Origin of the sequence: Candidatus Defluviilinea proxima, assembly GCA_016721115.1 — a bacterium.
Lineage (GTDB): Bacteria > Chloroflexota > Anaerolineae > Anaerolineales > Villigracilaceae > Defluviilinea > Defluviilinea proxima.
The window spans coordinates 2944520-2957196 of the sequence record JADKIW010000001.1 but is presented as its reverse complement, the minus strand read 5'-3'; the positions used below and the strand labels follow the sequence as shown (position 1 = coordinate 2957196).

Here is a 12677-nt window from a genome sequence, read left to right as displayed (position 1 = left end):
TAATTTCACCTCGGATATATAACTCTTGGGCTCGATGTAAATCGGTTTCAGCCTCTTCAACATGCTTTGCCGTAAACTCTGGTTTCACAGATTTCTCCCAGATCTTGGTTGCATCATATAAAAGTTTGATCACCTGCTTTTCCAATGCAGTTGCTTTTACAATCTTTTGATCACAATGGTCATTATCAAGTTCTATCCGGCTTGAATCTTTATAAGTAAAACCAATATGCTTCCAAGCAGTTCCGCGCATTGGCCAACCGCAACCCGCGCAAAAAAGCATGCCTGTCAACGGATAGACTCGCGCATCTTTACCATACATCTTTGACGGATGTTTTCCCACTGTTTTTCTGAGATCCGTCAACGCCTGAAATGTTTCATCGGAAATTAGCGCAGGATGTCTTCCTGGATAAAGAGATTCTATTTTTCGTTTTCTGCCTCTGCCATAGTACGCGATTTTTCCTGTGTACAAAACCCTAGTGAGAAGTCCGCGCACAAAATCCCTGGTGAATAGGCCTGGTCCTTTCAGTCCTCGAATCCCTTTTTGTCGATAGTTGCGAATAGTGCCATCCGGTAAGGTGAATGTCATTTGGTTTAATTTCTCAGCTACCCCCAGGTCACTTTTCGTCCCATTCAAATATAAGTCAAACATCTTCCTGACCGCATTCCCATCAATTGGATGTTCCACCATAGTTTTGCCACTTCCTTTGTCTGGCATCCCAACATCAGGGCAATACCCTGGTCCATTTGGATCATCGCATTTTGAACATAGACCTCGACAATAACCAAATGGTATATTGCCATTCCATAAACCGTCCCGGGCGCGCTGCATTTTTCCTTTACGGGTTTCTTGGCGTAAATTGTCGATATAAATCTCTGCCAGCATGCCCAACATGGTCAGAGTTAACTTTCCCCAAGGTGTTGTGAAATCGAGCCGCTCCTGGACCGATACAAAGGTTACGCTATGGTCATTCAATTGATCCAGCGCATTGAGTAGGCCATTCAAGTGGCGGTAGAAGCGGTCGATCTTATCTACAATGACAATATCAAAGTGCCCGTCCTCGGCATCCTGCATCAATTTTGCCAATTCCGGTCGGTGGCTATCTTTCTTAGCAGAGATGCCAGCATCTGTATAAACCCTCACCAAATCCCAACCTCGTTCTGCTGCATACTTACGGATATTATTCTCTTGCGCATCTAGGCTGAATCCATCCACCTGCTCACGCATCGAGACGCGCCGATAGCCAACGGCGCGCATGGAAAAAGACGTCATATAATTTTTCTCCTCTCTTTGAAGATATATAATCACACTCGTGCATTCTATCGCATTGAGGAGAAACACATGGAAAAACCAATCGCAAGCCAATTAAGATATGCCCGAAAAAAGAAGGTTGATCTAACGCCATTCTCCAATCGAGTACAGGAGTTGCTCGACCAAAGAAATGAATCGCTGCGCTCTGCCGGCATCAATTCAGGATTAGATCATCAATTCGTGCGCAGGATCGTAAATGGCGAACGCCCAAACATGATTGCCTGCATCATGCTGGCTGATTATTTTGGTGTAAATCCAAATGAGTTCCTACAACTTGCTCAATGGCCCACACTTCAGATATTTGATATTGCTCACAGCAACAGAGAAAAACAATTACCACCCGAGGCTGTAGACATGGCTTTAGACTTGGCAGAATTTCCAAATGCCGAATCGCGCCGGAAGGTAGTTGGTGCATTCCGTACTATCTTGAGGGAACTCAAAAAGCTGGCATAATCCTTGCGTTTAATCCTCTAGTCCAAACATTACATCAAATGGCGGGTGGGCAAGGATTTTCCGCAATTTTCCCTGCGAATCGAAATACAATCCTTTGAACATGATGTTGAGGAGTACCCGTTTTTCGCCCGGCAACATCCGAGACCAGTTTCCAGGAAAATCTGCCAAGAGCAGTAGAACATCCTGGGCAGCCGGATTTGCAGATGGTTTCAAGCTTCGTAGTCGTTGAAGAATAAAATGAGCCTGCTCCTCGTATTCTGCCTTGTCGATATCTCCCTGTTTATATAGCTCTTGGAAACGTTTAAGTGATTGGCGCAGATTAAAATTCTCCCTCTCAAATGCCGACAAACCTTCGTCTGACACATAATATGCCAGGATTTTTTCCTTGATCTCATCAGGCAGTTTGATCCTTTCGATCAAACGATCCACCTCTGCCTCCAGCTTATCTCCCGATAGGTAACGGGTCGTATGACGATCAACTACATCCTGACTCATAGGATTTGGTTGAACCTTGATTTCCTTCAAAGCTTTAGTCTTCAAATTTATCTTCAGATGCTTGTGCTTCGATGAATGACGATCCTGCAGTGCGGCACACCGATAAGTACGCCGATCGTTTCTCAATGTTCCACCTCGGAGGGTAACAATCCCTCCGTTATGTTCAAAACATACCCAACAACGACTGACACCTGTCAATGGGTAAATACGTTTTGAGGCAGCTGCAGAAGTAGGTGTACGCCCTTTCATTTTGCGCATATGTTGGGCGGTTTTCCAATCCTTCAAGCTAATCAAAGCCTCATGTTTGCCTTGCTGTAGTTCGATCACGCGTCGGCTGTTGATCTTCTTTCCATTTCCGGTTTTCTTCTCCGGATTCTCGGGATCATCTGACATATCCAAATCAGGTCGTTCATACCGAGCCACCAAACCAGCAAAGAATGGGTTTTCAATGATCGCCCGTATGCTGTCCCGGGAAAATAATCCCAGTGGATTACTAAGGGTCTTTCCTTTGGTGCGGTATCGAATAGATTGGCCATCTGGCAGGGTAAAGTCATGTGAATTCAACCAATCAGCGATCTCGCGATAGCTATATCCCTTCTGAAACAATTCAAAGATCCAGGAGATGGCATACCGTGTAACCGGATGAGGAACAGCCACACGCCCGCGTTGGCTTTCTGGTCGATCTTCCATTCCAATCATTGGGCATATCCCCTTTCCATGAGAGTCGGAACAAGTCGAACAAAGGCCGTTGCAATATCCTAGCGGTAAATATCCATTTGGCAAACCACTCCGTGCCCGATGAGCCTTGGCTTCCCGTGTACGCTCACTAGTTTGGTGTACATAGGTTTCAGCCATCATCCCCAACAACGCCAGCATTTGAAGTCCATAAGGCGTATTGGTATCAATGTTCTCTGTAACACTGATCAGACCGACTTTATACCTTTTTAGGAGGCGAACGAAGCCCAACACGGATTCCAAATTTCGGTATAAGCGATCCAGCCGATGAACGACCACAACTTGAATGCGACCAGATATGACATCACGAATCAGCCGCTGTAACTCTTTGCGTCGACTATTACGACCAGTCTTATTTGGATCGCTGTAATTCTCTACTTTTTGGGCACCATGTGCACGAGCATATTCCTCGGCTCGATCTGGCTGAATTTCAAGCGAATATCCTTGAAACTTAGGATCCACCCGCGAAACTCGCGAATAAATCGCCCAGGTTGCGTTATTAGAAATCTCATCTAAATAACCGTATTCCCGCCTAATAAAAATATTCAGTTCATCTAGAGTAGTAGAAACAGAAGAGCTATCTACTTGAAGCGCGGCTCGCATTGGTATCATTCTTTTCTTTGGCATCATGTATATTTTGACGAGCTTGTTGTTCATTAATCAGACGGCGAAGAATCGCCACAAAGGCTCGGGCAAACTCATCAATTCGTTCATCAACTGCGTATGACAACGTGATCATTTCTCCTGGATTAGTAAGGTTCGATCTTGCATAGATCAGGACAAATTTTAGTGCCAGGAAGGGCTAGGTATCGAAATACTGTCGCTATGAAAATATTGAATTGAACATTTTTCTGTTTAGTGGTTAAAATTAGCTACTTTCTCATTGGTGTCCTTTTGAACAGTACAAGGAGTAACCATGAACAGAACATCTTGGGGTATGCGCTTCAACCAGCATTCAGAATACAAGCGTTTCTCTACAGCAGAAAATATGCCTGATTGTCCTGACTGGTTTGAACAACGTCAATTCAATGTCTGGCAAGAAGAAGGTTTGATCGTCTGGAATAACGTTGACAAAAAAATCGAAGCCTTGAACGGTTCTTACACATTGCGACTGCTAAATCAACTTGAATCCCAGGATAACTGGAAAACAGAGGGAATTTCAGTTACAAAATTGGTGTATGAGTTTTCATTCGAAGCACATCCTCGTGGGCGGCGCAAAAAAACTGAGCAGAAAACTGAAACGACATCAACAGGTACCAAGCCGTTTTACAAGGAAATGTTGCACTTGCCCGCTGAAGCCGGACCGGAATTAATCGAACTTATCAACGCGAACAAGTCAATAATCTCCAATATGGCAAAAATGGAAAAGAAGCGCTACGACGATGCAATACATCAGTTCATAGAAGCAGCACTAGATTTTTCCCACAAAGAGGAAACAGAAAAATTCGATTTCAGCGCCAGGCAATTTCAGTGGCTGCCCAATGGGTCAAATCGCTGGATGTGCAAACACCTAACAGCGGAAGGGCGTGTATGTGTGGATGAAACCAAATGGTTTTGGTGCGCATGCACGAAAAGACAAGGGTCTTTGGAAAAATCAGAGCATTTCAAGGAGTTTTCAAGCGCGATAGAATGGGTCGAAACAGAGCTGGTTAATATAACCAATAACCCAGAGCTACCAGACTTGTCTTCACATATTCGAACTGAACAAGAAAGAAAAGAAGCGCTAACCAAACTAAGACACAAACTTCAGAGTAGTCCATTCTGGATAGATCCTTCAGTTATTGAGCCTGATAATATTTCATTCAAAATATTAATCCACATCGAAGCCACGCCAACAAAATTTGACACAATCACGACAAGATGCGGCGACACAATCCGAGTAAATGAACGGTTTCCAGGTCCTTCAAAACTGGCAACAATCATCAACCTTGATCGCGATCAATTCAACTTCACTCAACCATTAGGTGATAACTCAGACTGGCACTTAATAACCTCCCTAACAACCTTTTATCAAGAAAACTCTGCTGCTGAACAATCGCAAAAAGCTTGGAATCAAAGCAGGATTGCTCAACAATTCAAGGAAAAATATATACGACGGGCACGTTACGGATACCAGGAAGTTGAAACAGGGTTTGAAATATATTTGGGCGCATGTGAAAGCTCCGATGATCCCTGGTGGATACCAGAAACTCGAGCTGGGCATATGGAGCAACTAGCGTTTCGGGAATCTATAAGTTATTCATTGGATGCAAATGATTTTAGAGATTTTCTCGGCTTATCCACCCAATCAGTAACAGACGACCAAATTCTGCATATCATGCACAGTACTAGGGCGAACTCAAAACATATTCCAGAAGCAAAAAAAGTAGAGAGTAAAATCTGGCTCGCTAAACACGCATCGGATTAAGAACGGGATTTAGTTCGAAAGTGAAAGCCCGTAAATGTGGTGCGAGGTTGCCGCCCTGTAGAGAATATTGATTGTTGGCAATATCGGGGTAATGTGAAAAGTTATTTTGTGTTTGATTGAAATCGTCAGGATCAATGTCACGCCCAGTACGTTATGATCAATACACCTATATTTTGTGGTTAGGCGTATAATTCGATTTATAATCTCTTTATACAGAAATATTCTGTATAACACCTAAATTGGGGAATTAACAGATATCATTTCTTGTGAAAACAAAGTTCGTGTAAGGGCTTCGGTCATAGGGATAATCAGATACTAGGCAAAATAAAGAGGAGTGAAGGCAATGCTTCCAATGCCCAAAAATATTGACGAATTGCAAAAGCTGATCGGGAAACTTAATCAGGAGATCTCAGCGTCTCAATCAAGAGCCAGATCATGGGCGGAGCATGGAAAGCACTATGTACAAAAGCTTGGCGAATATTTCGATCCATTACTGCAAGAGAATATTGAAAAATTAAGCACCTTGTTATTCAACCAGCCTGCTTCATCTGTCGCTAGTTGGAATGATAATCGGTGGGATACGTGGGGGGCTGACGCTGCACGAGAAGAATCAGTGATCCGAGTTGGTGATTTGAGCGAACCCCGTACAAATGGTATTTTTCATATACCTGCCTATGTTCCTTTTATTGGCCAAGGTAAAACCATCATCTTGAGGAGCGTTGGAAACACGGTTGGACAAGGAACCGCTCTCCTTCAATCACTATTAGTCCGAACTGCATTGATGTTGCCGCATCAAGTACGTTATACCTTGCTTGACCCTGCGGGGAATGGCATTGCCTTTCCAATGAGACGTTACTTACCACAAGTACAAGATGGCACCGGTGATGTCCGCCGCGATTTAGATCAAGTAATTGTTAATATCCAGAGAATTATTGAAACTTACCTTGACGCATCTATTACGTCTTTTGAACGCGTGCCACCTGAGATTCGCATAAATGAGAAATTCCATTTTGTTTTTGCGGCCGACTTTCCGAATCAGTATGATCGCCGTGCCATTGAGGCCTTACAAAGTATAGGGAACACAGGGCCAGCCGCCGGAACCTATCTGTTCATTCACCACAATCAGAATTACGAACTACCCCGCGACATGAGTATGGATGGCTTCAAAAATGCCTTCTATGTGAATATGGAAGACGAGGGAGTTTTCACTGACTTGAACCTAAAAATCAAGCCCGAGTCCGCTCCATCTGCTGACCTACAAACCCAATTATTCCAGAAACTTAAGATAGCAAAACCTCCAGAACGAATATTGGATTGGGATAGCCTGGTTGGATTACCTAAGTCAGAATGGTGGCAGGAAACGAGTACCAAGATTGTTGAGACTCCGATTGGCGCACGCGGTGGTACAGATAAACTAAAAATATGGTTCGGCGTAAACAATGATAACCAACCATGCGCTCACGGTATGCTTGGGGCTATGACTGGCGCAGGCAAATCCAATCTATACCATGTCCTCATTAGCGGGCTTGCAGTTCGATACGGACCTGATGAACTACGACTTTATTTGATTGACGGCAAAGATGGCGTAGAGTTTCAAACTTACCGCCAACTGCCACATGCAGAAGTTGTCTCACTTCGCTCTTCTCCAGAACTATCTAGAAGTGTACTAGCCGAACTTATTGCAGAAAAAGAACGGCGAAATGCGATTTTTGCACGAGTCGGGGTAAATGACTTCGCAAGTTACCGCGCTAAAGGTGAACCTGAAGGGAAATTGCCGCGCATTCTCCTCTTAGTAGACGAATATCAAGAACTGTTTGAGGGAGACAAAGATGGAGTGGCCTCCAATTATCTGTTACAGCTCTCGCAACAGGGGCGAAGCGCGGCTATTCACATGCTATTGGCATCGCAACGCTTCGGTGCAGCGGGTATGCTCAACCAGACGGGTATTTTCGGAAATTTGCATTTGCTGATGGCTATGCAGATGAAGGCCGCAGACGTACAAGCCTTGACTGAGTTTGGACGGCGCGGCAAAGCCTTGATTACAACATGCGACTTACCTGGAAAAATCGTTGTTAATGAAAAAGGTGGTGACGATACAGCGAACGTTGCAGGGAAGGTAGCCTATCTTCACCCTGAACATCGCGACGAAATCCTACAAGCTTTAATAGAGAGAGCCAATTCTCTGTCTGATGATAGCTTGCCTCGCCGCGTGGTTTTTAATGGAAAGGCACAACCCAGCCTAATCGACAACCCATACTGTGCAAGCTTATTGCGTCGATCGACCTGGCCAACAGCACAAGAATTAGAGAGCTTTGCTCGAGAGGTCGTAGAAACGGGCGGATTAGGAATCGTCGATTGGTTCTCGGCTGAACATCCTCGCGTAGTTTGGCTTGGACAACAATTTAATGTTCGTGGACAAGCTATGGTAGTCTTCCGACGACGTGTTTCGGAACATGCATTGATCGTGGGGGGAGCAAACGCTGCCCGGTATGGAATGTTAGCTGCTATGATTGCCAGTTTGAGTGTGAACACCAAACCTGTGGAAACGCAGTTCGTCATTTTTGATCGTAGTATTGTTGGATCACAATGGAGCAATGTTCTTCAGGCCGCTTGCGATTCTGTCCTGCTGCCGGCTGGTTTTATAACCGAATTCACCAAGGAAACAACAAAAATCGAGAGCATACTAAATAAATTGATTGGCGAACTAGATGCGCGGCGCAATCTGAACGAAGAAGATATTGCCAACGCTCCAACAATTATTGTCATGATGACCGAACTCGATGGGATTGAGGCAATGAGACGCAAGACTGACACATACGGGGGAATGGCTGAATCGCCCTTAGGAGAAAAACTGAGACGGCTATATCTGGAAGGTTCTCCTCTCGGAATCCACTTGATTTTGAGCTTCGCAGGCGTAAGACCTATGGCAAATGTGATAGACGAGCGACGTGGCTTGGTTAATTTTCGTCATCGCGTTGCTCTTCAAATGTCGGAGGATGAGTCTCATACTTTTGCGCGGAGCCGAAAAGCATCTCAGCTACAGGCTGAAGGTTCTACACCAATTTGCGCTTTGTATGTAGACTTGGAAAATGACAGATCAATAAGATTCAAACCTTACAGCAGCGATGCCTCTACTGTCGCTGAGAACGAATCGCTTATTGATCATCTTCGCATGATTGGTAATGAACTTGCGGAGCGGAGAAATCATTTATGAGTATGGATGAACAATACGCACAGATGCAAAATTTTCAACGAGCGTTGATTGGCTTCAATGAGAATTTAAGTGCTTCCCTCAGTGAACTTCAAGCACAACATGACAACGTTTCACCACATTGGCAAGATGAAATGCGTAAGCACTACGACTCTGTTTGGGGACCGTTTCAAGAAACAATGAAACACTACGTTGCTTCTGAGGGTCCCGGATTTGTGGAATTCTTGACCATCAAGCTCCATGCGTTGGGGAGGTACTTACAAGGTGGCTGATACTCGCGTTTTGCTGTCTGGCTTAGAAGAATACCACCGCGTTTTGGGAATGCACTTATCCAAGTTGACTGCTGAATTTCAACAACTTGACAATACTTGGCGGAATTTCAGTGCTGTTTACGAAGGCGAAGCTGCCGATCAATTCCGTGAGGGCTGGATTCGCACGACACAACGCTTCCAGGAATATATTGAACAAACCCAAAAAATCAGTATGGTGCTTAACGAACGAATTGAGCACTTGCGAGAAGCAAACCGCTCGGAGGGTGGCTTGATCGGATGAGTAGCTATAACCCACGAATTGTGGCACAGGCGCTTGATGACTTACAAGAAGAAATTGCACGCTGGTCTTCAATCGCAAGTGACACACTGACATCGGCTACAGAATTTCAACGACACGCAAAAGAGGCTGTTGACCGTGCGCTGCACAATGCCGCCATTTTGCTGGATCGGGCAAAAGATGATCAAGACCATGTTCAAAATGTAGTTTCGTCCGTAGCTTCCCTTCTGGAAAAATGTGTTGTTGCCAAGAATACTGCTCACCAAACTTTGACGGAAGCACAAAGAGTTTTACGAGAAGCACACTCTACGCTCCAATTGTGGCAAGGGGAATTGGAAAAAGCGTTGGCATGGCTAGCACGTGCTAATGCCAGATTAGCCGCCGCGATTACGGAATACGAACGTGCTCTTAGTGCTTTGAGAAGTGCCGAATGGAGTTTAAGTAGCGCAGAGTCACGCCTTTACAATTGCAGAAACGATAAGGATCGAAATAATTGTAGCAGTGAGGAGGCCGCAGTCAGTAGGGCACGAGGCGAAGTTGCATATGCCAGGAACTGGGTTAGAGCTGCTGAAGTTGAGGTTACTGCTGCTAAAGAAGAGGTAGCTCAAGCCAAGGCACGTGTAGCCTGTTGCGAAAAAGCAGTTTCCTTGTCGGAACAAGCGGTGAACTTGGCGCAAGAGGGTGAATCAAGCTCAATAGAGGCATTAAACTCAGCTGAGCGAAGCTTGGAATCTGTCCAAGCCGCCAAAAGGTTAGTGCAAGTTGCTCAAAGTGAGGTGACCTCTGAAGTTGAATCTGCTGAAAGCATGATGACGGACACCCAAGCTGCTCAGGCTCTCACTGATGAAGCTGCTTATCATTTACGAATGGCTGACAGCGCCGAAGATTCTGCGCAAATATATTCAGCTTCGGTTCAAAAAGAACTAGAACACCGTTCTCAGCAATTGTATGAGCTAAATAGACCGTCCGAAGTAGCAACAGGTTCAAACTATGGAATGACCGGATCAGTAAGCCAATCCCCAGCCAATTCCACAGGCATTACTTGGGCAGAAAAACAGGATATCTTGAAGAAAATTGAGGGAGGAAAGGAAATAACCCTTGATGATTTAGAGAAGTTAAAGCGGCCTGTTTCCGACCTTCGGACAAGCACCTTACAGGAAGATAGTTCGTGGATACAACAGCTAATTGAAGGCGAACGTTTTAGGGATGCTCTCAGGGATTCCCAGGAGGCCGAGAACCTGCAGGATGCTATATTAGCCACCCTGAAAGCAATTAATTACCGGCGCTCAAAATCATAGGAGTTGATGGAGAGCAGACATGGAAGATTTACTTTGGTCAATGACTCAAGGCTCGCGTGTCCTACAGGAATTGCGAAAAGATATTCGTGGAGTATGGGATGATGAAGCTACGCGTGAACTCACGAGTCGATATCTTGATCCTCACGAAATTGAGGATCAGCATATGTTGGCAGGGCTTAACCAACAGATGGCTACTTTAGATCAGTCGCAAGCGAAATTAGAGTCCGCCCAAAATTACTCACGCCAAGTCGAAGAGCATGCCGAGGTAGTATCTGAGAGACTGAAATCTACAGATCAGGAAATGAAAACCTCACATGGTTACGTTAACACATTTGAGCATTACCATTCTGAAGCCCGGGCAACGTTTCCTGCGGTTCAAAGTCTATTAGATCAGGCGAATGTGGTAGGCACGGGGTGAAATGTGACTATTCACCTTCTTAGGTAGAGTGCCTAAAAACCACAAAATGTAGAAACACACTTCAAAGCGTATCACTTTCGCCAGAAGGTTTATCTCTAGGCAATATAGAGAAAGGATAATCAACAATGTCAAACACAGGATTCGTAATTCCCTCTGATATCCGCCAGATTCTCGAAGAGCGGGATAAAACATGGCAAGAATTTGACGTAGCACAAGATCATGTTCAGGAGATGGAAAAACGTTCTTCACAGGTGGTCATAGATAATTTCGCGCAGCTTCCCACGGAATTAACTAACGAGAAGACACCGCCAGCCGAAATCGCCGCAGCCTATCAAAACTTTCAGACAGAAATGGCCAAAATTTCTCAAGCTCAAGAAAGCATCAAAGTTTATCAAGCCGAGATAAAAAAAATTCAAAGTCAACGAACTACTAGAGCGATACTCATTGGAATAGGGATAGTTATCATTCTAGCGATTGCCGTTTGTGCAGGATCTGCCATCATAAATGCGATAATTAGTAGTTTTCAAAATTAAGTGTTATTCGGAACTCTTAGCTGGAGATAGCGAAGTGATTTAGCACTTTTCTATCCATACATACCCAAGAGGGTTTCTGTGTCATCACCAAAATCAGGAAGCATACTGTCTATGTTCGGGTTACCCCTTAGTTTGGACCTATATTGAACTTTGAACAAGGACGAACTGCAAATTCAATTGCCAGCTATAGACTCTTAGTAAAAAGAGATGCCATGAACAATAACCCAACCTCTCAAAATTATGAAGAAGCAAGAATAATAATCGATTGCGAAAATTGTCATCGAAAATTGCGCATTCCTCGACGCAATCAAAAACTTCACATAGTCTGTCCGACTTGTCGATATGAATTTGATTACCAATATAGTGAAATAGATAGCACACGCCCACTACCGCAGCCTCATGTAAATTATGAAGGAACAAAAGATGGCGTGTTAGCTGACACCGGGTGGAAATGTAAAAACTGTGGAAATTTTAACGTTAGGACACTATTATGTCTTAAGTGTGGTAAAGAAAAAAGCTTTGTCCCAAACCGAAACTCTTCTACCCCGCCCATTGATTCTACACAATCTAAATCAGACCAATACTATGAAAAGGGCTGGCAATGCTTTATAGACTCTATGTCGGAATCTGATAAGAATAAAAGTTCAGGGCTACTTTCTAAGTCGCATGGTTATCTCACAATGGCATACGCTGAAGCGGGTAAAGATATCGAAGCGCAAAAAGGCATTGCGGGTTTAATGGCTCTTGTTTTAACTCACATGAATGATTGCAAAAATGCTGAGACTTGGGCAAGAGCAGAACTCAAAATAAACCCAACGAATATCTTTGCAAAGCTGTCGTGGTACTTCATTGAACTTGACAAACTCGTACAACATAAAGGCTTTATAGCCCCTGACGTAGGCGGAGGTGCTGGATCAATTTTTACCCTGCTAACAGTTGGAGTAGATGTTGGTCGTGTCCAAAACAAAAAAAATGCCGTTAAAACAGCAGCGATAGAAGCCGCTAAAGCGCTAGAAAATAAAGTACGAACTGATCCCGAACCCAATCCTGGTTCATGGCTCCTTTGGTCATGGATTCTTCTTTCAATTATCGAGAATATGTGGACGAATAAAATGAAAGAGCCTTATCTGTGCAATGTTTTGCTGAACCTCCCTTGGCATAGATTTTCCGAGGAACAAATTAAAGATTTGCAAGAACCCATTGAAGAAATACGAATAGCAGCTCATGGGTTCTTAGGTAGACTTAAGTAATGAAAAGCAAATCGCCTCA

11 protein-coding genes and 2 pseudogenes are annotated in these 12677 nt (G+C 44.3%); 9 read left to right on the top strand and 4 right to left on the bottom strand.

Annotation, left to right across the window (positions count from 1 at the left end; translation table 11 throughout):
* Positions 1-118: 118 nt before the first annotated feature.
* Positions 119-319, bottom strand: a pseudogene (locus tag IPP66_13710) (recombinase zinc beta ribbon domain-containing protein).
* A gap of 27 nt (positions 320-346) precedes the next feature.
* Positions 347-892: pseudogene (locus IPP66_13705) on the bottom strand (recombinase family protein).
* Positions 893-1339: 447 nt separating this feature from the next.
* On the opposite strand from IPP66_13705, the gene IPP66_13700 reads away from it, so the two are divergent.
* The gene (locus IPP66_13700) at positions 1340-1762 is read left to right on the top strand and encodes a helix-turn-helix transcriptional regulator (GenBank protein ID MBK9926330.1); all 423 of its coding nucleotides are present in this window, start codon (positions 1340-1342) and stop codon (positions 1760-1762) included.
* A gap of 9 nt (positions 1763-1771) precedes the next feature.
* Here the strand turns inward: IPP66_13700 and IPP66_13695 are convergent, their stop codons facing one another.
* Complete coding sequence (locus tag IPP66_13695; protein MBK9926329.1) at positions 1772-3595, bottom strand: recombinase family protein; 1824 nt, start codon at positions 3593-3595, stop codon at positions 1772-1774.
* Complete coding sequence (locus tag IPP66_13690) at positions 3570-3731, bottom strand: hypothetical protein (GenBank protein ID MBK9926328.1); 162 nt, start codon at positions 3729-3731, stop codon at positions 3570-3572. The genes IPP66_13695 and IPP66_13690 overlap by 26 nt, the downstream gene beginning before the upstream one ends.
* Before the next feature lie 177 nt (positions 3732-3908).
* On the opposite strand from IPP66_13690, the gene IPP66_13685 reads away from it, so the two are divergent.
* The 8 genes from IPP66_13685 to IPP66_13650 all read left to right on the top strand — a co-directional run bounded on the left by IPP66_13685 (position 3909) and on the right by IPP66_13650 (position 12658).
* On the top strand, positions 3909-5399 hold the full coding sequence (locus IPP66_13685; protein MBK9926327.1) for a hypothetical protein: 1491 nt from the start codon (positions 3909-3911) through the stop codon (positions 5397-5399).
* Positions 5400-5742: 343 nt separating this feature from the next.
* Positions 5743-8613, top strand: a complete 2871-nt coding sequence (locus tag IPP66_13680) for a DNA translocase FtsK (GenBank protein ID MBK9926326.1) — start codon at positions 5743-5745, stop codon at positions 8611-8613.
* The gene (locus IPP66_13675; GenBank protein ID MBK9926325.1) at positions 8610-8882 is read left to right on the top strand and encodes a hypothetical protein; all 273 of its coding nucleotides are present in this window, start codon (positions 8610-8612) and stop codon (positions 8880-8882) included. The genes IPP66_13680 and IPP66_13675 overlap by 4 nt, the downstream gene beginning before the upstream one ends.
* Complete coding sequence (locus IPP66_13670) at positions 8875-9162, top strand: WXG100 family type VII secretion target (GenBank protein ID MBK9926324.1); 288 nt, start codon at positions 8875-8877, stop codon at positions 9160-9162. Before IPP66_13675 ends, IPP66_13670 begins: the two co-directional genes overlap by 8 nt.
* Positions 9159-10457 (top strand): hypothetical protein, encoded by a 1299-nt coding sequence (locus IPP66_13665; protein MBK9926323.1) that lies wholly within the window; start codon positions 9159-9161, stop codon positions 10455-10457. The genes IPP66_13670 and IPP66_13665 overlap by 4 nt, the downstream gene beginning before the upstream one ends.
* Before the next feature lie 19 nt (positions 10458-10476).
* A complete protein-coding gene (locus IPP66_13660) occupies positions 10477-10875 on the top strand; it encodes a hypothetical protein (GenBank protein MBK9926322.1) in 399 nt (132 codons plus the stop codon).
* Between the two features lie 125 nt (positions 10876-11000).
* Positions 11001-11408 carry a hypothetical protein gene (locus IPP66_13655; protein ID MBK9926321.1) on the top strand — a complete coding sequence of 136 codons (408 nt, stop codon included), beginning with the start codon at positions 11001-11003 and terminating at the stop codon, positions 11406-11408.
* Between the two features lie 212 nt (positions 11409-11620).
* Positions 11621-12658 (top strand): hypothetical protein, encoded by a 1038-nt coding sequence (locus IPP66_13650; GenBank protein MBK9926320.1) that lies wholly within the window; start codon positions 11621-11623, stop codon positions 12656-12658.
* The last annotated feature ends 19 nt before the right edge of the window (positions 12659-12677 follow it).

Excerpts from the sequence above, each read along its gene's own strand:
- IPP66_13700 (MBK9926330.1), top strand. The coding sequence starts at position 1,340 with ATGGAAAAACCAATCGCAAGCCAATTAAGATATGCCCGAAAAAAGAAG.
- IPP66_13695 (MBK9926329.1), bottom strand. The coding sequence starts at position 3,595 with ATGCGAGCCGCGCTTCAAGTAGATAGCTCTTCTGTTTCTACTACTCTA.
- IPP66_13690 (MBK9926328.1), bottom strand. The coding sequence starts at position 3,731 with ATGATCACGTTGTCATACGCAGTTGATGAACGAATTGATGAGTTTGCC.
- IPP66_13685 (MBK9926327.1), top strand. The coding sequence starts at position 3,909 with ATGAACAGAACATCTTGGGGTATGCGCTTCAACCAGCATTCAGAATAC.
- IPP66_13680 (MBK9926326.1), top strand. The coding sequence starts at position 5,743 with ATGCTTCCAATGCCCAAAAATATTGACGAATTGCAAAAGCTGATCGGG.
- IPP66_13675 (MBK9926325.1), top strand. The coding sequence starts at position 8,610 with ATGAGTATGGATGAACAATACGCACAGATGCAAAATTTTCAACGAGCG.
- IPP66_13665 (MBK9926323.1), top strand. The coding sequence starts at position 9,159 with ATGAGTAGCTATAACCCACGAATTGTGGCACAGGCGCTTGATGACTTA.
- IPP66_13660 (MBK9926322.1), top strand. The coding sequence starts at position 10,477 with ATGGAAGATTTACTTTGGTCAATGACTCAAGGCTCGCGTGTCCTACAG.
- IPP66_13655 (MBK9926321.1), top strand. The coding sequence starts at position 11,001 with ATGTCAAACACAGGATTCGTAATTCCCTCTGATATCCGCCAGATTCTC.
- IPP66_13650 (MBK9926320.1), top strand. The coding sequence starts at position 11,621 with ATGAACAATAACCCAACCTCTCAAAATTATGAAGAAGCAAGAATAATA.